We start from the raw sequence: 18525 nt of genomic DNA, 5'->3' as shown, positions 1-18525 counted from the left end.
ATGAGCATGACGACCCCTCCCGGCTGGTATCCGGATCCCCAGGCGCCCCACACCGAACGCTGGTGGGACGGTACGGCCTGGACCGCGCACTCGCGCGCGGCCCAGGCCACTGGCGGCGTGCCGGGACATCCGCCGCAGGGACAGGGCGGGACGTTCGGGCCCCCGCAGCCGCACACCGTGCCGATGCGTCCCGCCGGCACCGGCCCGGGCGGCAGCGGCGGCAACAAGCGGCTCATGGCGCTCGCCGCCGCCGGGGTCGTGCTCGTCGCGGCTGTCGCGACCGGGGCCGTACTCCTCGGCGGGGACGACAACGGGTCCGCCCCGAGGAGCGCGCCGAGCAGCAGCCCGATACCCGACCCGGCGACGGCCGACCCGAAGAACAGCGCCGCCGCGTCGCCCACCGCGGCGGAGGACGCCACGGTGCTCGAGGACCAGCTCAACGGCATCACCCTCGCCATCCCGGACGGCTGGGTGCGGGCCACCAGCTCCCTCGAAGAGGGCGCCACGATCTACACGGACGAGACGTACGACTGCCCCGGGGGCGGGTCCTCCCTCTGCCGCCACGGCCGGGTCTCCTCCGTCGCGGCGAGCAGTGACGCCGCCACGGCGGAGGCCCTGGCCAAGGAGGACATCTCCCGTTACGCGGAAAAGGTGTACGGCGAGGACACCCTCGGCAACCGCCCCCACGGCGGTATCGAGTCCCACAAGGTCCTCAAGTCGCAGAACTTCGCCGTCGCGGGGAAGGCCGGCTATCTGGTGCGCTGGCAGGTCGTCACCGGCGCGGGACCCGGCGGCTACGTGCAGACGATCGCTTTCCCCTCACCCGCCGGCACCGGGGCGCTGATGGTCGTCCGCTTCGCCTTCGACGCCGCCCCGTCCGCACCCGGGCTCGAGGTGATGGACGAAGTGGCCGCGAGCATCCGCCCCGTCGGCGACACCACGGGCGGCGGCGTCGGCAGCAGCATCGGCCCCGGCTGACGGTCCGTTCACCGCCGCGGCACGCCGTCACCGGCCTCAGAGGAAGGTGCGGCCCTCGCCCCGGTACGTCGGCGCGGTGCCCGTCACACGGTCGCCGTCGACGAGGTGCAGAGCGTCGAAACGCTCGCACAGCTCACCGGCCTTGGCGTGCCGGAACCACACCTTGTCGCCGATCAGCAGATCGTCGGCGGGCGGACCCAGCAGCGGCGTCTGCACCTCGCCGGCCCCCTCCTGGGGGTCGTAGCGCAGCCCCTCGGGCAGCCACGGCACGGGCAGCCGGTCCCGGCCCGCGGCACCGGAGGCGGGATAGCCGCCGCCGAGCACCGTGACCGCTCCGACGCCGGGCCGGCGCACCACCGGCTGCGCGAACAACGCGGCGGGACGGGCGGTGAACGACGTGTAGTTGTCGAACAGGCGCGGCGCGTACAGGCCGGAACCGGCCGCGATCTCCGTGACCGCGTCCTCGGCCGCGGTGTGCTGCACACTGCCGGTGCCGCCGCCGTTGACGAACTCCAGACCGGGCTCCACCGCCCGCACCGCCCGCACCACGGCCGCCCGGCGGGCCGCCAACTCCTTACGGGCCGCGCGCTGCATCAGCCGCACGGCACGCGAACGCACCGGCGAACCGGCGACCGAGTCGCCCACACCGGCGACATGGCCCTCGTACGCCATCAGCCCCACCAGGCGGAATCCCGGGCGGCGCGCGATCGACCTGGCCATCTCCGCGAGCCGGGCCGGCTCACGCAGCGGCGAGCGCCGTGCGCCGACCCTCACCCGGCCGCCCAACAGGTGGAGTGCCGTGTCCAGTTCGAGACAGAGCCGGATCTCCTCCGTACCACCGGCGCGCGAGGCGTCGATGAGTTCCAGCTGCTCCGGATCGTCGACCATCACCGTCACGGCGGCGGCGAGCTTGGGATCGCCGGCGAGCTCGGCGAAACCGGCGCGGTCCGCGGAGGGATAGGCGAGCAGCACGTCGTCGAAGCCGGACCGCGCCAGCCAGATCGACTCGTCCAGCGTGAACGACATGATTCCGGCGAACCCGTCCATGGCCAGCACCCGTTCGAGCAGCGCCCGGCAGCGCACCGACTTGCTGGCGACCCGCACGGGCTTGCCGGCGGCCCTGCGCACCAGATCGCCGGCGTTGGCGTCGAAGGCCTCGAGATCGACGATCGCGACGGGCGCGTCGAGGTGGGCGGTGGCCTTGTCGTAACGGGCCCGGTCAGCGGAACGGGGAGTCATGGCCCGAGCTTGCCAGACAGGATTACCTCGGGGTAGGGGATGTTTTGGGCAGATCCCCACGGACCGCAGGCGGGTGGCCGACGCCGTCGATCGTGCCCGTTAGAGTGACGGCACGAGGTGACGCAGCGCCTGCCCGGAAGGGTGATCAGCCGGCGGTACGTGATTGAGCAACGGGGGGTGGAATGAGCACGGAGGCGCAGCGCCCTTCCGGCCCGCAGCCCCCGCCCCGCTCCCGCATCTCGGAGGCCCTGCTGCCTCCGGACGACGATGCCTCCGGCCCGCCCGTGACGCCTCCGGCCGCGCCGGGTTCTCCCACGACTCCTTCCGCTACGCCCGCTCCCGGCTCTGCCACGACGGCTCCCGGTACGCCCGCCACGACGGCTCCGGGCACTCCGGCCGCCCGGTCGGGCGCCGCGGGACCGCCTGCCCGGCCCGGGGCCGGCGTGCCACCGGCGCGCCCGGGCACCGGCGCCGCCCCCGACCGCCCTGTTTCCCCTCCACCGCCCGCCGGGCCCACCCAGGCCGCGCCGGGACCTGCTGCGCCCGCCCGGCCGCTGTCGCCGCCGCGTCCCCACGCGGTTCCGCCGTCGCGCCCCGCCACGGGCACGGGTCGCCCCTCCGCGCCGCCCACGGCCCCGCCCGGAGCGGTGCCGCCGTCGTGCCCTGCCACGGATGTCGAGCGTCCTTCCGCCGTTCCGCCGTCCCGCCCCGCCACAGGCACAGGCCGGCCCTCCGCGCCGCCCACCGCCCCGCCCGGAGGCGTGCCGCAGCCCCGGCCCGGCCAGGCGGACGGACCCGCCGACGGGTCGATCCCCGAGGTCGAGACCACCACGCGGCTCCGGCCCGTCACCGACGGGCCCCGGCCGCAGGCCCCGGCCCGCCCCGCGCGGCCGCCGCGACCGGTCGGCAGCGTCGACATGACCCCGCGGCCCGATGCGCCGCGCCCTCCCGCGCAGATGTGGATCCCGCCCGAGACGCCGGCCGAGATGACGACCCGGCTGCGTCCCGTGCGCACCCGGCACCCCGCTCGGACCGTCGGGGCCGTCGCCGCCGTGGTGCTCGGTCTCGGTCTGATCGGCGGAGCCGTGACCGGCACCTGGCTGACCGGTGACTCGAGCGCCGACACGGCCGAAGAGAACGTCTATGCGGAGGTGCGCACCGCCTGGCACAGCGTCCCCGTGGACACCCTCTTCCCCCGGAAGCTCGACGGCGACGGAGCCGGCCCCGGCGGGGCGGACCGCGTCTGGACGCGGATCGCCGTCGCACCCGACAGCGACTGCGCCACCGCGCTCGACCCGCTGCTCACCAAGGCGCTGGAGCCCGTCGGCTGCACCCGCGTCCTGCGCGCCACGTACACCGACGCGACGGCCAGCAGCGTCACCACCGTCGGCCTGGTCTTCACCGAGGCGGACGAGAAGGCGATGCTCGCCCTGCACAACCGGTTCACGACCGAGTCGCTCGGCGAGCGCACCGACCTGATGCCCCGTACGTTCCCGGCCAAGGGGACCGTCTCCGCCGGATTCGGCGACGAGCAGCGCGCCAGCTGGACGGTGGAGGTCGTCACCGAGGCCCCGGTCGTGGTCTACGCCGTCTCCGGCTTCGCCGACGGCCGTGCCGTGGCCGACCCCCAGCCGGCCGACGAGGCCCAGGCCGAGGGCGCCACGAACGCGCCCGCCCAGGCAGGGCTCGGCCACGAGGCCACCGGGATCGCGGAACGCATCGAGAAGGGCCTGCGCGGCGCCGTGGGCAAGGGCACGGAGGAGCCCCGATGAGACGCCACCGCCACCGCCTGCGCATCGTCGCCGCCCTCGCCGCCACCTCGTTCGTCGTGCTGCCGGCGACGCCCGCGCACGCGGACGGCATCCGGACCCAGCAGTGGAGTCTCGACGCCATGAACACCGAGCAGGCGTGGCGGACCACCAAGGGCGAGGGCATCACCGTCGCCGTGCTCGACACCGGTGTGGACGACCAGCACCCCGACCTGGCCGGCTCCGTGCTGCCGGGCAAGGACTTCATCGGTTTCGGCGCCGAACGCGGCGACCGCGCCTGGGCCCGGCACGGCACGGCGATGGCCGGCATCGTCGCCGCCCACGGCCACGGCCCCGGCCGGGAGTCGGGCGTCCTCGGCATCGCCCCCGAGGCGAAGATCCTCCCGGTCCGCGTCATCCTCGAGGGCAGCGACAAGGCCCGCGACAGGGCCCGCAAGACCCGCGGCACGGCCCTTGCCCAGGGCATCCGCTGGGCCGCCGACCAGGGCGCCGACGTCATCAACCTCTCCCTCGGCGACGACAGCGAGTCCGCGCACCCCGAGGCGGGCGAGGACGCGGCCGTCCAGTACGCGCTCTCCAAGGGCTCGGTCGTCGTCGCCTCCGCCGGCAACGGGGGCGAGAAGGGCGACCGTATCTCCTACCCCGCCGCCTACCCGGGCGTCATCGCGGTGACGGCCGTCGACCGCTGGGGCACCCACGCGTCGTTCTCCACCCGCCGCTGGTACGCCACCGTCAGCGCGCCGGGCGTGAACATCGTCATCGCCGACCCCGACCGCCGCTACTACGAGGGCTGGGGGACCAGCGCGGCGGCGGCCTTCGTGTCCGGCGCCGTCGCCCTGGTGCGCTCGGCGCACCCTGACCTCACGCCCGCGCAGATCAAGAAGCTCCTCATCGACACCGCGCGCGACGCCCCCAAGGGCGGCCGTGACGACTCCAAGGGCTACGGCACGGTCGACCCCGCCGCGGCGATCAGCGAGGGCGCCCGGCTGCGCCCCGGTGACCCGAAGGCGGCCACCGCGGGCTACCGCGAGGAGTACTTCGGCCCCGGCCCCCGGCCCGAGGGCGCGGAGAGCGGCCCCGGCGGCTGGCTCGCCGTGGCCGCCGGCGGCGCCGGCGCGCTGCTCCTGGCCATGGCCGTGGTCCTCTGGCGCGGCGGCCGCACACGCCAGCCCTGACCCGGCGCCCGGCAGCCGCCGACGGGCGCCCGCGAGCAGGGCGTTAGGCTCGGTGCGTGGCGCTCAAGAACATTCCCGACCCCGGTTTCTCCGACGACGACGGCACCGCCGACCCGGCCCTGGAGGCGGCGCTCGCCGCCTGGTCCGAGGACCGTAGTGCCGAACAGCCGGTCCTCGAGGCGCTCCGGGGCGCCCGGCTCCTGGTCCCGATCGTCGCCGTGCTCGGTGAGGTCGAGGAGGACCCGCAGACCGGTCTGCGCCGTGAGAAGACCAGCGACATGGCCGTGCCGACGCTCACCGCCGGCTCCCGCCGGGCACTGCCCGCGTTCACGTCGATCGCCTCGCTCGCCCGGTGGGACCCGAAAGCCCGTCCCGTCGCCGTGCCGCTGCACCAGGCGCTCCAGGCAGCGGCCCACGAGAAGGCGGACACCGTCGTGCTCGACCTGGCCGGGCCCGTCCCGTACCAGCTCACCGGTCCCGCCCTGCTCGCCCTCGCGGAGGGCCGCACCAGCACCGACCCGCTCGCCGACCCGGCGGTCACCGGGGCGGTACGCACGGCGGTCGCCGCCGAACCGGCGGTGCTGCGGGCCCACCTCGCTCCCGGCCGGGACTCGGACGGCACGCTCGCCCTGGTGCTGGCCGCGGACGCCGAGCCGGCCCAGGCGGGCGGCCGCGTCGCGCGGGCGCTCGCGGCGGACGACGTACTGAGGGCCCGCCTGGTGCGGGGCCTCGACCTGGCGCTGTTGCCGGCCGGGGCCACCCCTCCGGGCGAGCCCTTCTACGTGAAGGAATAGGCCGGCCGGTCAGCCGTACACCGGCCCGGTGTACTTCTCGCCAGGGCCCTGGCCCGGCTCGTCCGGCACCAGCGACGCCTCACGGAAGGCGAGCTGCAGGGACTTCAGGCCGTCCCGCAGCGGCGCCGCGTGGAAGGAGCTGATCTCCGTGGTGCTCGCGTCGAGCAGCCCGGCCAGGGCGTGCACCAGCTTGCGTGCCTCGTCCAGGTCCTTGTGGTCCTCGCCGTCGTCGGTCAGGCCGAGCTTGACGGCTGCCGCGCTCATCAGGTTCACCGCGACCGTGACGATCACCTCGACGGCCGGGACCTCGGCGATGTCGCGCGCCATGGCGTCGAAGTCGGGTGATTCGGGTGTTTCGTTCGGGGAGGTCGCGTCACTCATGACGCACACGATATGCCCCGTCCCTCGCGACCCGGCCCCGGCCACCGGTTAGCCCCCTCCCGCGGGAGCTGCTAACCTTGTGTGACGACCGGCTGGACACGTCCGTGTCCGGCCCACAAGTGGAGGCTCCGATCTCCCACCTGGCCGTCCTTCGGGACGGCGGGTCACCGGTCAGGCGGCCACCATCGTTCCGTACGGACGATGGAGTCGCCCGATGCGCGCCCCGCGGTACACCGCGGCGGTGCTCCGGTATTCAAGGAGCTGCCGCCTGTGTCCCGTCCGGGGCATTTTTGACGTTCCGGTGCGGTTGGTCAGACGAAACAGACGTTACGCGGCTGTCTGCCAGACACCCGTGTGGTGCTACTTAGGAGGATCCATCAGCGCCGAGCCCCGCATCAACGACCGGATTCGCGTTCCCGAGGTGCGACTTGTCGGTCCCAGCGGCGAGCAGGTCGGGATTGTTCCGCTTGCCAAGGCCCTTGAGCTTGCTCAGGAGTACGACCTCGACCTCGTCGAGGTGGCGGCGAACGCCCGTCCGCCCGTCTGCAAGCTCATGGACTACGGGAAGTTCAAGTACGAGTCGGCCATGAAGGCCCGTGAGGCGCGCAAGAACCAGGCGCACACGGTCATCAAGGAAATGAAGCTCCGGCCGAAGATCGATCCGCACGACTACGACACCAAAAAGGGTCACGTCGTCCGGTTCCTCAAGCAGGGCGACAAGGTCAAGATCACGATCATGTTCCGTGGTCGTGAGCAGTCCCGCCCCGAACTTGGCTTCCGTCTGCTGCAGCGCCTCGCCGCGGACGTAGAGGATCTCGGCTTCATCGAGTCGAACCCGAAGCAGGACGGCCGGAACATGATCATGGTTCTCGGCCCCCACAAGAAGAAGACCGAGGCGATGGCCGAGGCGCGTGAGGCCCAGGCCGCACGCAAGGCGGAGCGCCAGGGCTCGCCGGAGGGCGAGGGCGTCGACGCCCCGACCGACACACCTTCCGAGGCGTGACCGAGGGGCTGCCCCCGTGGCAGCCCCGGGTCCTGCCCGGAAACCACAACCAAGATCTGACGCTCCCGTAGTCCGGTGCCCGCACCGGGGGAGCGCCACTGACGAGGAGATAACGGCGCGATGCCGAAGAACAAGACGCACAGCGGTGCCAAGAAGCGCTTCAAGATCACCGGCTCCGGCAAGGTGCTCCGTGAGCGCGCCGGCAAGCGCCACCTGCTCGAGCACAAGCCGTCCAAGCTGACGCGCCGCCTGACCGGCAACGCCGAGATGGCCCCGGGCGACTCGAAGACCATCAAGAAGCTTCTCGGCAAGTGACGTCCGTGTCCCTTCGCCGGGGACACGCGCCGAGACCGGGACCAATTCGTTTCCGGGCCGTGTGAGCACAACCACGGCCCCGCTACAAGGAGTTAACAAGTGGCACGCGTCAAGCGGGCAGTCAACGCCCACAAGAAGCGCCGGGCGATCCTCGAGCAGGCCAGCGGTTACCGCGGTCAGCGTTCGCGCCTGTACCGCAAGGCCAAGGAGCAGGTCACCCACTCCCTGGTCTACAACTACAACGACCGCAAGAAGCGCAAGGGCGACTTCCGTCAGCTGTGGATCCAGCGCATCAACGCCGCTGCACGCCAGAACGGCATGACGTACAACCGCCTCATCCAGGGTCTGAAGGCCGCCAACATCGAGGTGGACCGCAAGATCCTGGCCGAGCTCGCCGTGAACGACGCGGGCGCGTTCGCCGCGCTCGTCGAGGTTGCGCAGAAGGCCCTGCCGAGCGACGTCAACGCCCCCAAGGCTGCCTGACACCCGCATCGAGCCGACCGGACCCGCAGGCCTTGGCCTGCGGGTCCGGTGCGTTTGCCTCCCCCGGAGCCCTGTCCCTTCCGGGCGCGGCGGAGCGCCCCTGCCGGACCCTTTTCGACCTTTCGACTTTTCGTACGCAGTCCTGTGAGAGAGAGCCGCCGAGCCGCATGCCGACCCCCGAGCTGATCTCCCCCCGCTCCCCGCGCGTCACCGCCGCGCGGCGGCTCGCCAAGCGCAACTTCCGGGGCAAGGACCGTCTGTTCATCGCCGAGGGGCCGCAGGCCGTCCGGGAGGCGGTCGCCCACCGCGGACCCGACGGCGAGGCGACCCTGGTCGAGCTGTTCACCACCGTCGAGGCCGCCGGGCGTTACGCCGACATCGTCGACGCCGCCCACGCCGCTGGAGCCCGCGTCCACCACGCCGCGGACACCGTGCTCGCCGAGGTGTCGCAGACCGTCACACCGCAGGGACTCGTCGGCGTCTGCCGGTTCCTCGACTCGCCGTTCGAGGACATCCTGGCCGCCCGGCCCAAGCTCGTCGCCGTGCTCGCGCACGTACGCGACCCCGGCAACGCCGGCACCGTGCTGCGCTGCGCCGACGCGGCCGGGGCGGACGCGGTGATCCTCACCGACGCGTCCGTCGACCTGTACAACCCCAAGTCGGTGCGGGCTTCGGTCGGCTCCCACTTCCACCTGCCGGTCGCCGTCGGCGTACCCGTCGAGCAGGCCGTCCAAGGACTGCGCGACGCCGGCGTACGCGTCCTCGCGGCGGACGGCGCCGGTGAGCAGGACCTCGACGACGAACTCGATGCCGGCACCATGGGCGGTCCCACCGCATGGATCTTCGGCAACGAGGCCTGGGGTCTGCCGGAGGAGACCCGCGCCCTCGCCGACGCCGTCGTCCGCGTCCCGATCCACGGAAAGGCCGAGAGCCTGAACCTGGCGACGGCCGCCGCCGTATGTCTCTACGCGTCGGCGCGCGCCCAGCGCGCCGGGGCCAAGGGTGCCCCCGCGAGCTGACGGACCACTCGCTCAGGGGGTCGGCGACGTCACTTTCAGCTAGTAGGGTGACGCACTCGGGGGCCCACTGCGCCGGCGGAGAGGTGGGGTACGGGGACATGACGGTCGGGACCAGCAGGCCGACACAGCCACAGGATTTCCACCTGGGCCCCTCCGGCTGCCCCGAGGCCCCCGGGATCGACCCCGACGACCTCCCGGACGGCCTCGTCGTGGCCGACGAGACGGGCCGGGTCGTCTGCTTCAACCGGGCCGCCGTCCGCATCACCGCCGTGGCAAGGGCCGACGCGATCGGACGGCCGCTGGAGCGGGTGCTGCCGCTGGAGGACCTCAAGGGGCGCCGCTGGTGGACCCTCACCGACCCCTACGGCGGACTCGCCACCCGCGTCGGCCAGCCCGAGCGGAACCTGCTGCTGCCCGGGGGTCGCGAGGTGCTCGTCTCCGCCCGCTATGTGCGTGACGTCCCCACCGGGCCGGTGCGCAAGCTCGTCGTCAGCCTGCGCGGCACGGAGGCCCGGCGCCGCAGCGAACGCAGCCACGCCGAACTGATCGCCACCGTCGCCCATGAGCTGCGCTCCCCGCTGACCTCCGTCAAAGGCTTCACGGCGACCCTGCTCGCCAAGTGGGAACGCTTCACCGACGACCAGAAGCGGCTGATGCTGGAGACCGTCGACGCCGACGCCAACCGCGTCACCCGCCTCATCGCGGAGCTCCTCGACATCTCCCGTATCGACTCCGGACGGCTCGAGGTGCGCCGCCAGCCCGTCGACCTCGCCGCCGCCGTGCGCCGCCACGTCGACGCGCACGTGGCCGCCGGCCAGACCCCGGACCGGTTCCGTGTCGACGTCACCGGGCCGCTGCCCGACCTGTGGGCCGACCCCGACAAGGTCGACCAGGTGCTCGGCAACCTGCTGGAAAACGCGGTGCGGCACGGCGAGGGAACTGTCACGATCGACATAGCACCCTCGCCGTCTGCCGGCGAGCAGAGCGGGACCGGCACCGCCGTCACCGTGAGCGACGAGGGTCCAGGCATTCCGGAGGAGTCGATGGCACGGGTCTTCACCCGCTTCTGGCGGGGGAGCAAGCGCGGTGGCACCGGCCTCGGTCTCTACATCGTCAAGGGCATCGTCGAGGCCCACGGCGGGACGATCACGGTCGGCCGTGGCCCCGGCGGCGGCGCCCAGTTCCGATTTATCCTGCCCGTGGGCACCCCGGCGCATCTCCAGTAGCGATCCTCCCGGATCGGCCGGCGAGAGCGTCCGAGCAGCCCGCGGGCTCATTCACCGTTCCACACCCCGTTAGACTCGACCTTTGGCACCTTTGCGTCCTCGGTCGTCCCTGGTCGACGTGCGGGGTCCCCAGCCAGCCCATCGGAAGTACGGGAAGAGATGTCCGCACCCAATAAGTCGTACGACCCTGTTGAGGTCGAGGCACTGAAACCGGAAGAGATCGAGCGCATGCGGGACGAGGCGCTCGCCGCCTTCGCCGCCGCAGACTCCCTCGAGGCGCTCGCCCACGCGAAGTCCGCGCACACCTCCGGCACCTCGCCGCTCTCCCTCGCCAACCGTGAGATCGGGGCCCTGCCGCCGCAGGCCAAGGCCGAGGCCGGCAAGCGCGTGGGCCAGGCCCGCGCCGCCGTCGGCCGCGCGCTCGCCACCCGCCAGGCGGAGCTCGAGGCCGAGCGTGACGCCCGGGTGCTGGTCGAGGAGGCCGTCGACGTCACGCTGCCCCACGACCGCGTCCCCGCCGGTGCCCGCCACCCCCTCACCACGCTCTCCGAGCGCATCGAGGACGTCTTCGTGGCCATGGGCTACGAGGTCGCCGAGGGCCCCCAGGTCGAGGCCGAGTGGTTCAACTTCGACGCGCTCAACATCGGCCCCGACCACCCGGCCCGCGGTGAGCACGACACCTTCTTCGTGCAGGACGCCAAGGGCGGCGCCGACTCCGGCGTCGTGCTGCGCACCCACACCTCGCCCGTGCAGATCCGCTCCCTGATCGACCGTGAGCCGCCGGTCTACGTGATCTGCCCCGGCCGCGTGTACCGCACCGACGAGCTGGACGCCACGCACACCCCCGTCTTCCACCAGGTCGAGCTGCTCGCCGTCGACGAGGGCCTGACCATGGCCGACCTCAAGGGCACCCTCGACCACATGGTCCAGGCGCTGTTCGGCGAGGGCATGAAGACCCGGCTGCGGCCGAACTTCTTCCCCTTCACCGAGCCGTCCGCCGAGATGGACATGGTCTGCTACGTGTGCCGCGGCGAGTCCGTCGGCAACCCCGACCGGCCCTGCCGCACCTGCTCCAGCGAGGGCTGGATCGAGCTCGGCGGCTGCGGAATGGTCAACCCCAAGGTGCTCACCGCCTGCGGCGTCGACCCCGCCAGGTACAGCGGGTTCGCCTTCGGGTTCGGCATCGAGCGGATGCTGATGTTCCGCCACAACGTCGAAGACATGCGAGACATGGTCGAGGGTGACGTCCGGTTCACCCGGCCGTTCGGGATGGAGATCTGATGCGGGTCCCGCTTTCTTGGCTGCGGGAGTACGTCGACCTGCCGGCGACGGAGACCGGCCGTGACGTGCAGGCCAAGCTCATCGCCGCCGGGCTCGAGGTCGAGACCGTCGAGCAGCTCGGCGCCGGGCTCAAGGGCCCGCTCGTCGTCGGCCAGGTGCTGACCATCGAGGAACTGACGGAGTTCAAGAAGCCCATCCGCTTCTGCACCGTCGACGTCGGCCAGGCCAACGGCACCGGCGAGCCGCAGGAGATCGTCTGCGGCGCCCGTAACTTCTCCGTCGGCGACAAGGTCGTCGTGGTCCTCCCCGGCGCCGTGCTGCCCGGCGACTTCGCCATCGCCGCACGCAAGACGTACGGCCGGACGTCCCACGGCATGATCTGCTCCGGCGACGAGCTCGGCATGGGCGACGACGGCAGCGGCGGCATCATCGTGCTCCCGCCCGAGCACGAGGTCGGCACCGACGCGATCAAGCTCCTCGAGCTCGTCGACGAGGTCCTCGACATCGCCGTCACTCCCGACCGCGGCTACGCCCTGTCGATGCGCGGCGTCGCCCGCGAGACGGCCACCGCCTACGGCCTGCCGCTGCGCGACCCGGCGCTGCTCGACGTGCCCGGACCCAACTCGTACGGCTACGGCGTCAAGGTGGCCGACCCGGTCGGCTGCGACAGCTTCACCGCGCGCACCGTCGTCGGCCTCGAGCCGGAGGCCCGCTCCCCGATCTGGCTGCAGCGCCGGCTGCAGAAGGCCGGGATGCGCCCGATCTCGCTCGCCGTCGACATCACCAACTACGTGATGCTCGAGCTCGGCCAGCCGCTGCACGCCTACGACCGGTCCCGCCTCGACGGGCCGATCGGGGTGCGCCGCGCGGAGCCCGGCGAGAAGCTCACCACCCTCGACGGCACCACCCGCGTCCTCGACGCCGAGGACCTCGTCATCACCGACAACCGCGGGCCCATCGGCCTCGCGGGCGTCATGGGCGGCGCGAACACCGAGATCGCCGACGCGGCCCCCGACCCGGAGACCGGCCGGATCAACGGCACCACCGACGTCGTCATCGAGGCCGCGCACTTCGACCCGGTCGCCATCGCCCGCACCGCGCGCCGGCACAAGCTGTCCTCCGAGGCGTCCAAGCGCTTCGAGCGCGGCGTCGACCCGCAGGCCGCCGCCGCGGCCGCGCAGCGCACCGTCGACCTGCTGGTGCTCCTCGCCGGCGGTACGGCGGAGGGCGGCGTGACCCAGGTCGTCGCCCCCAGCGCCCCGCGCACCATCGCCATGCCGGCGGACCATCCCGACCGCGTCGCGGGCGTCACCTACGGCCGCGAGACCGTGGTGCGCCGCCTCCAGGAGGTCGGCTGCGACGTCTACGGGCAGGACGACCTCGTCGTCACCGTCCCCTCGTGGCGGCCCGACCTCGCCGAGCCGAACGACCTCGCCGAAGAGGTCATCCGGCTCGAGGGCTACGAGAACCTCCCCTCGACCCTGCCCACGCCGCCGTCCGGCCGCGGTCTCACCGCACGCCAGCGGCTGCACCGCCGGGTCGGCCGCGCGCTCGCCGGCGCCGGCTACGTCGAGGCGCCGAACTACCCCTTCATCGGCGAACCGGTTCTCGACCAGCTCGGCCTGGAGGCCGACGACGCCCGCCGCCGGGTCGTGAGGCTCGTCAACCCGCTCTCCGACGAGGAGCCGGCGCTGCGCACCACGCTGCTGCCCGGTCTCCTCGGCGCCCTGCGGCGCAACGACGGGCGCGGCAGCCACGACCTGGCACTCTTCGAGACCGGTCTCGTCTTCCGCCCGACCGGCGAGGAGCGGTCGGCGGTGACACCGCCGGTGAACCGCAGGCCCACCGACGAGGAGATCGCCTCGCTGAACGCGGCGCTGCCGCGCCAGCCGCGCCGTGTCGCCGTCGTCCTCGCGGGCGCCCGCGAGCAGGACGGCTGGTGGGGCAAGGGCCGCCCGGCCGACTGGGCCGACGCGATCGAGGCCGGCCGGCTCGTCGCCCGCGAGGCGGGCGTCGAGCTGACGATCCGCGCCGACCAGCACGCGCCGTGGCACCCCGGCCGCTGCGCCGCGCTGTACGTGACGGTGGACGGCGAGGAGACCCTCGTCGGCCACGCGGGCGAACTGCACCCGCGCGTCGTCAAGGCACTGCACCTGCCGGACCGCACCTGCGCGATGGAGCTGGAGCTCGACGTGCTGGAGCAGGCGTCGACCGGCGTCGTCCAGGCCCCGCGGATCTCCACCTTCCCGGTGGCCACGCAGGACGTCGCGCTCGTCGTCGCGAACGACGTTCCCACGGCCGACGTCGAATCCGCGCTGCGCGAGGGGGCGGGCCAACTGCTGGAGTCCATCCGGCTGTTCGACGTCTTCACGGGCGAGCAGATCGGCGAGGGCCGCAAGTCGCTCGCGTACGCGCTGCGCTTCCGCGCGGCGGACCGCACGCTGACCGTCGACGAGGCGTCGGCCGCACGGGACGCGGCGGTGTCGCTGGCGACGGAGCGCACGGGAGCGGTGTTGCGGGGCGCGTGAGCTGTACCGCGTGTTGTGGAAGGGCCCGCCCGGAGCGATCCGGGCGGGCCCTTCCGCGTGGCGGGGGGGCCTGCGGCGGGCCCTGCCGGCTTCCCGCTCGGCCGGCCGTTGACGTCGATCGCGTGGCCGGGGACGCGGTGCGTGTGGCCTCCGGCGGACCGCGCCGGCAGGGGTGAGAGCACACCCGGCCGTGCAGCGCCCCGGACAGGGCGGGCGGCGGTGGGGTCTCGCGGAGACCGACGATCGCGTCGTTCAGCCGGACTGTTCGTCCGGGCCGCTCCAGTCGAAGGGGAAGTGCTTGCTCGACTTCCCCGAGCGCTCCCAGGTGAAGCCGTAGGCGTCGGCGCGGTCGGTGGTGGCCCGTCCCCAGGTCGCGACCTGGCCGGGCCCTACCTCGGCGCCGGGTGCGTTGTGCACCTGTACGCGTGCGCCCTCCGGAGTGGTCGGCCCGGTCAGCGCCTCGGCACGCGCCGATACCCGCCCGGGGATCTCCGCGCGCCAGGCGCCCAGGCCCTCGTCGATCTCGATCCGGATGGGAGCGAACTCCATGCCCCGCATCTCGGGTCCGAACATCTCACCGAACTCCGCGGGCCATCCGCCCGCCTCACCGCCGAAGATGTTCTGAAGGGCGGAGCGCTGCCGTTCGTCGGCGCGCTCGTCGAAGAACACCGCGGCGTACGCGTCGGTGTGCTCGCGGGCCCATGCGTTGCCGACGAAGGAGCCGAGCATCAGCACGTTGAGATCGTCCAGCCGCACGTTGCCGAAGGTGCCTTCCCGGATGTGCCAGGCCAGCACGCCCTCGCAGTCGCCGTAGGTGGGGGGCTGGGCGAATGTGCAGGGGCACGGAATGGCGCACTTGCACACGTCGAACCAGTCGCCGGTCAGGTGCCAGCGTGTACCGGTGGTGGCCTGCTCAGTCATCTCGCTTCCCTCCTGACGAGCCCGTACGAACTCACTGGGAGTGGCGAGACCGGGTGTCCCGAGCCCGCTCTCAGGATCGGGAAGCGGCCTCCCTTCCAGAGTGCGCCTTACCGGCCCAGAAGGAAACGGCTACATCGCGGGCTCGGACATCCGGAGGCCGGGCAGCAGCCATTCCTGGAAGGGTGCGAGTGCGGCCAGGACCAGGAAGGTGATGCCGACCGCCCAGGTGAGCCATGGGCCCCACCGCCACAGCTTCTCCAGGAAAATCACCGCCGCCAGGGCGGCCATGGCCGCCACGTTCATCACGCCGAGCGGGAGGAGGACAATCATCAGGCCCCAGCAGCAGCCCACACAGTAGAGCCCGTGATGTGCCCCCACGCGCAGATCGCGGGCCCACGGCCGGAAGCGCGCGTACCGGACGAGGTGCGACAGCGGATTGCGGCAATGCAGCAGACATACGCGCTTCAGCGGCCCGAACTGGTACAGCCCCGCGAGCAGGAACGCGGCGGCGCCCAGCCAGCGACCTGCCTCGGGACTGCCGTCCACCAGCCTCGCAGTCGCTGCCAATGCCCCGTACGCGACCAGCCCGAATGCCGTCCAGGCGATCAGATAGCCCCCGGCGAACTGGGCAATCCGAGCGGCGCGGGCGGCGCCGGCCGACTGCCGGCCGATCGCCCGCGCCCAGGTGATCGCCACCGGCGCCATGGACGGGAACATCATGGCGACCATCATGATCACCCACAGCAGCAGGAAGAGCGGCAGCGCCAGACCCATGGTTCCCGGCTCCATGGCCATGTCGTGGGACTGGGCGACAGTGAGTACCCATGCCGACCCGGCGAGCAGGACCATGAGGATCCAGGCGGCAGCGAGATCACGCCGCGGCAGGAGGTTGCCCGACTGTGCCAGCGAGGGACCTGCAATGCGGTTGTGCAGCATGGAAATCCTCCCAGGGGCCGTCCGCCGCCCCGCTGCGACCGCCCGGCGATTTCGCCACGGGCTCCGGACTGCCGCATCGACAGCTGTCGGCCGCGAGATGACGCGCCGGCACGACTCCTCCAGCACAGCACAGAAACATGCGCCGGAGAAGCCGGGCCGGATCCGGATGACCGCCTCCACCCTGCCACCCCCTACCCGCCCCGCCACGCGAAACGGCGCGGGCCGGAGGGGGAAGCCGGTCCGCGCCGTGCGAGGGGCGGGCCGGAAGGGTCCGATGGACCGGCCGGGCCGCCCGCGGCCTGGCGTCGCCCGCCCTGCCGCGGAGTGTCGGGCAGATCAGCAGGACGGACGACGCAATCGGGGCCGCCGCACTGTACGAGGGGGAGCCGGCGGCCCGGCCGCCTCTTTGAGAGGCAGTTCAGTCAACCGGCTCCGGCCGCACACCGGGAGCGCACGCAAGCCGTGGAAAAGCGCACTTGTTTCACACCCCGTGCGAAACGGTCTCCACTACCCTGAGCGGACGCAAGTCACCGGAGGTGGCCGTGCAGCCGAACACCCTTCTCGACGCCCTGCTCGAAGAGGCGGGCTTCTCCCACGCGGGCCTCGCCGCCCGTGTCAACCGGGCAGGCTCGGCCATGGGGCTGTCGCTGCGCTACGAACACACCGCGGTGGCACGGTGGTTGAAGGGCCAGCGGCCCCGCGGCCGGGTTCCTGATCTGATCTGCGAGGTGCTCGCGGAGCGGCTGCGGCGCACGGTCACGCTCGACGACGTCGGGCTCGGCGTACCGGACGGGCCCGCCTCGCCCCGGGGTTCGTCGCTGTCCGGGTTCGTGGAGCGGGCCACCGCCCTGTGGCGCTTCGACGCCCAGCAGCGGCCCCAGGACGCCGGTGCGCCCGCGGTCACCGGCACTCCCGCGGTGATGCCGGTGTGGGAGTGGGAGAACCCGCCGGAGGACTCGGACGTCTCACGCGAGGGGCATACCCGCGTCGACATGGCCGACATACAGATGCTCAGATCCGCCCGTGCGCACTACGAGTTGATGTACCGGCGGGCCGGCGGCATCGCGACCCGCTCGCGTGTCGTCGGCTTCCTCCACGCGGAGACGGCGCCGCTTCTGCGCGGCTCGTACAGCGACGCTCTCGGCCGGCAACTGCACCGCGCCGCAGGTGGCTTGGTGGCGGTGGCCGGCATCTGCGCCTACGACTCCGACGCACAGGGCCCGGCCCAGCGCTATTTCCATCAAGCGCTGCGGCTGGCCAAGGCGAGCGGTGACCGGGGGCTCGGCGCGTACGTTATCGCGCTACTGGTCAACCAGTCGCTGTTCATGTCGGAGCACCGGCAGGCGGTCGCCTTCGCGGAGGCGGCGCTGCGGACGGCGGGGCGGCAGATCACCCCGGCGCTGGCGGCCGACCTGTACGCGATGCAGGCCAAGGCGTACGCGCACTTGGGGGACGGCCCGAGCGCGCGGCGCTGTATCGGGCGTGCCGAGTCGGAGGCCGAGCGGATCCGTCCCGGTCATGAGCCGGACGAGACCGGTTACGTCCAGCCGGGTCTGGTCAACGTCCAGGTGGCGGAGGCGCTGCTCGGTCTCGGTGAGCTGGCGGCGGCGAGGGAGCACGCGGCTGCCGCCGTCGGCACGCCGGCGCACGACCGCGGCCGGGTGCACCGGCTCGCGATGCTCAGTCAGATCGAGCTGCGTCAGGGCGAGGTGGACCGCGCGGCGCGGACGGCGGCGGAGATGGTGGAACGCGCCCGGGGGATGGAGTCGCAGCGGCTGAGGGACCGGATGCGGGCGGTGCGGGAGCATCTGGCGGCGAGCGGCTGCGCCGGTGCGGAGGAGGCCGCCGAACTCATCGATGGTGCGCTCCGCGTTCCCCTCTGACCGAGCTCCTGCTGCCATGTTGGCCATCTACTTGTCGGAAGGTGGCAGAAACGTGCAGTGGACGAACTTGAGCGAACAAACTGTGTACGAGAACCGGTGGTTCAGGGTCAACCTCGCGGATGTCGAGCTGCCCGACGGCCGGCACCTGGACCATTTCCTCATCCGTCTCCGCCCTGTCGCCGTCGCGACCGTGGTCAACGACGCCAACGAGGTGCTGATGCTGTGGCGGCACCGTTTCATCACCGACAGCTGGGGCTGGGAGCTCGCAGCGGGCGTCGTCGAGGACGGCGAGGACGTGGCGGCAGCGGCGGCCAGGGAAATGGAGGAGGAGACCGGCTGGCGGCCCGGGCCCCTCCAGCACCTGATGACCGTGGAGCCGTCCAACGGCCTCACCGACGCCCGCCACCACCTCTACTGGGCCGAGGACGCCGCCTACACGGGGTACCCGGAGGACGACTTCGAGTCCTCGCGCCGCGAGTGGATACCGCTGAAGCTGGTGCCCGACATGATCGCCCGGGGCGAGGTCCCGGCCGCCGCGATGGCGGCCGGGCTGCTGATGCTGCACCACCTGCGGCTCGGCTGAGGCCGGGCCGG

General features: G+C 72.8%; 17 protein-coding genes. 13 read left to right on the top strand and 4 right to left on the bottom strand.

Annotated elements, in window-relative coordinates; translation table 11 throughout:
* Nucleotides 1–978: a DUF2510 domain-containing protein gene (locus ACIPJI_RS29995; protein WP_402249907.1), complete on the top strand. Its 978-nt coding sequence runs from the start codon at nucleotides 1–3 to the stop codon at nucleotides 976–978.
* A 36-nt stretch (nucleotides 979–1014) separates the two neighbouring features.
* On the opposite strand, the gene ACIPJI_RS29990 is transcribed toward ACIPJI_RS29995, so the two are convergent.
* Complete coding sequence (locus ACIPJI_RS29990; protein ID WP_402249906.1) at nucleotides 1015–2217, bottom strand: amino acid deaminase/aldolase; 1203 nt, start codon at nucleotides 2215–2217, stop codon at nucleotides 1015–1017.
* 917 nt (nucleotides 2218–3134) lie between these two features.
* On the opposite strand from ACIPJI_RS29990, the gene ACIPJI_RS29985 reads away from it, so the two are divergent.
* The 3 genes from ACIPJI_RS29985 to ACIPJI_RS29975 are packed head-to-tail and all read left to right on the top strand — an operon-like array spanning nucleotide 3135 to nucleotide 5955.
* Nucleotides 3135–3989, top strand: a complete 855-nt coding sequence (locus ACIPJI_RS29985) for a hypothetical protein (protein WP_307710298.1) — start codon at nucleotides 3135–3137, stop codon at nucleotides 3987–3989.
* Entirely contained in the window at nucleotides 3986–5161 is a 1176-nt protein-coding gene (mycP, locus tag ACIPJI_RS29980) for a type VII secretion-associated serine protease mycosin (protein WP_402249904.1), read from the top strand. The genes ACIPJI_RS29985 and mycP overlap by 4 nt, the downstream gene beginning before the upstream one ends.
* 56 nt (nucleotides 5162–5217) lie before the next feature.
* On the top strand, nucleotides 5218–5955 hold the full coding sequence (locus ACIPJI_RS29975) for an SseB family protein (RefSeq protein WP_307705482.1): 738 nt from the start codon (nucleotides 5218–5220) through the stop codon (nucleotides 5953–5955).
* Between the two features lie 9 nt (nucleotides 5956–5964).
* Here the strand turns inward: ACIPJI_RS29975 and ACIPJI_RS29970 are convergent, their stop codons facing one another.
* On the bottom strand, nucleotides 5965–6336 hold the full coding sequence (locus ACIPJI_RS29970; protein ID WP_005319589.1) for a DUF1844 domain-containing protein: 372 nt from the start codon (nucleotides 6334–6336) through the stop codon (nucleotides 5965–5967).
* Nucleotides 6337–6688: 352 nt separating this feature from the next.
* Between ACIPJI_RS29970 and infC the strand changes: the two genes are divergently transcribed.
* From infC to pheT, 7 genes are all read left to right on the top strand, one after another.
* Complete coding sequence (gene infC, locus ACIPJI_RS29965) at nucleotides 6689–7339, top strand: translation initiation factor IF-3 (protein WP_005319591.1); 651 nt, start codon at nucleotides 6689–6691, stop codon at nucleotides 7337–7339.
* A 120-nt stretch (nucleotides 7340–7459) separates the two neighbouring features.
* A complete protein-coding gene (rpmI, locus tag ACIPJI_RS29960; protein ID WP_005319593.1) occupies nucleotides 7460–7654 on the top strand; it encodes a 50S ribosomal protein L35 in 195 nt (64 codons plus the stop codon).
* A 99-nt stretch (nucleotides 7655–7753) separates the two neighbouring features.
* Nucleotides 7754–8137, top strand: a complete 384-nt coding sequence (gene rplT, locus ACIPJI_RS29955) for a 50S ribosomal protein L20 (RefSeq protein WP_005319596.1) — start codon at nucleotides 7754–7756, stop codon at nucleotides 8135–8137.
* A gap of 167 nt (nucleotides 8138–8304) precedes the next feature.
* Nucleotides 8305–9156 carry an RNA methyltransferase gene (locus ACIPJI_RS29950; protein ID WP_356621186.1) on the top strand — a complete coding sequence of 284 codons (852 nt, stop codon included), beginning with the start codon at nucleotides 8305–8307 and terminating at the stop codon, nucleotides 9154–9156.
* Between the two features lie 98 nt (nucleotides 9157–9254).
* Nucleotides 9255–10382, top strand: a complete 1128-nt coding sequence (locus ACIPJI_RS29945; RefSeq protein WP_356621187.1) for an ATP-binding protein — start codon at nucleotides 9255–9257, stop codon at nucleotides 10380–10382.
* 159 nt (nucleotides 10383–10541) lie between these two features.
* Nucleotides 10542–11663 (top strand): phenylalanine--tRNA ligase subunit alpha, encoded by a 1122-nt coding sequence (pheS, locus tag ACIPJI_RS29940; protein WP_307705479.1) that lies wholly within the window; start codon nucleotides 10542–10544, stop codon nucleotides 11661–11663.
* Entirely contained in the window at nucleotides 11663–14191 is a 2529-nt protein-coding gene (gene pheT / locus ACIPJI_RS29935; protein ID WP_356621188.1) for a phenylalanine--tRNA ligase subunit beta, read from the top strand. The genes pheS and pheT overlap by 1 nt, the downstream gene beginning before the upstream one ends.
* A gap of 252 nt (nucleotides 14192–14443) precedes the next feature.
* Here pheT and ACIPJI_RS29930 read toward each other — a convergent pair whose 3' ends face one another.
* Both ACIPJI_RS29930 and ACIPJI_RS29925 read right to left on the bottom strand, forming a co-directional pair.
* Nucleotides 14444–15112, bottom strand: coding sequence for a DUF1326 domain-containing protein (locus ACIPJI_RS29930; RefSeq protein WP_402249899.1), 669 nt, complete (start codon nucleotides 15110–15112; stop codon nucleotides 14444–14446).
* Between the two features lie 129 nt (nucleotides 15113–15241).
* Nucleotides 15242–16048: a DUF2182 domain-containing protein gene (locus ACIPJI_RS29925; protein WP_402249897.1), complete on the bottom strand. Its 807-nt coding sequence runs from the start codon at nucleotides 16046–16048 to the stop codon at nucleotides 15242–15244.
* A gap of 542 nt (nucleotides 16049–16590) precedes the next feature.
* Between ACIPJI_RS29925 and ACIPJI_RS29920 the strand changes: the two genes are divergently transcribed.
* Complete coding sequence (locus tag ACIPJI_RS29920; RefSeq protein WP_402249896.1) at nucleotides 16591–17931, top strand: transcriptional regulator; 1341 nt, start codon at nucleotides 16591–16593, stop codon at nucleotides 17929–17931.
* A 52-nt stretch (nucleotides 17932–17983) separates the two neighbouring features.
* A complete protein-coding gene (locus ACIPJI_RS29915) occupies nucleotides 17984–18514 on the top strand; it encodes an NUDIX domain-containing protein (protein WP_307705476.1) in 531 nt (176 codons plus the stop codon).
* Nucleotides 18515–18525: the final 11 nt, after the last annotated feature.

This window comes from Streptomyces sp. NPDC086835, assembly GCF_044745705.1.
GTDB lineage: Bacteria > Actinomycetota > Actinomycetes > Streptomycetales > Streptomycetaceae > Streptomyces.
Note: the sequence above shows the minus strand (reverse complement) of the source record. Positions and strands in the feature narration are given on the sequence as shown.

Bases quoted from the DNA above. Each gene is read 5' to 3' on its own strand.
- ACIPJI_RS29995 (WP_402249907.1), top strand. From the start codon at position 1: ATGAGCATGACGACCCCTCCCGGCTGGTATCCGGATCCCCAGGCGCCC.
- ACIPJI_RS29990 (WP_402249906.1), bottom strand. From the start codon at position 2,217: ATGACTCCCCGTTCCGCTGACCGGGCCCGTTACGACAAGGCCACCGCC.
- ACIPJI_RS29985 (WP_307710298.1), top strand. From the start codon at position 3,135: ATGACCCCGCGGCCCGATGCGCCGCGCCCTCCCGCGCAGATGTGGATC.
- mycP (WP_402249904.1), top strand. From the start codon at position 3,986: ATGAGACGCCACCGCCACCGCCTGCGCATCGTCGCCGCCCTCGCCGCC.
- ACIPJI_RS29970 (WP_005319589.1), bottom strand. From the start codon at position 6,336: ATGAGTGACGCGACCTCCCCGAACGAAACACCCGAATCACCCGACTTC.
- rpmI (WP_005319593.1), top strand. From the start codon at position 7,460: ATGCCGAAGAACAAGACGCACAGCGGTGCCAAGAAGCGCTTCAAGATC.
- ACIPJI_RS29950 (WP_356621186.1), top strand. From the start codon at position 8,305: ATGCCGACCCCCGAGCTGATCTCCCCCCGCTCCCCGCGCGTCACCGCC.
- ACIPJI_RS29945 (WP_356621187.1), top strand. From the start codon at position 9,255: ATGACGGTCGGGACCAGCAGGCCGACACAGCCACAGGATTTCCACCTG.
- pheS (WP_307705479.1), top strand. From the start codon at position 10,542: ATGTCCGCACCCAATAAGTCGTACGACCCTGTTGAGGTCGAGGCACTG.
- pheT (WP_356621188.1), top strand. From the start codon at position 11,663: ATGCGGGTCCCGCTTTCTTGGCTGCGGGAGTACGTCGACCTGCCGGCG.
- ACIPJI_RS29930 (WP_402249899.1), bottom strand. From the start codon at position 15,112: ATGACTGAGCAGGCCACCACCGGTACACGCTGGCACCTGACCGGCGAC.
- ACIPJI_RS29925 (WP_402249897.1), bottom strand. From the start codon at position 16,048: ATGCTGCACAACCGCATTGCAGGTCCCTCGCTGGCACAGTCGGGCAAC.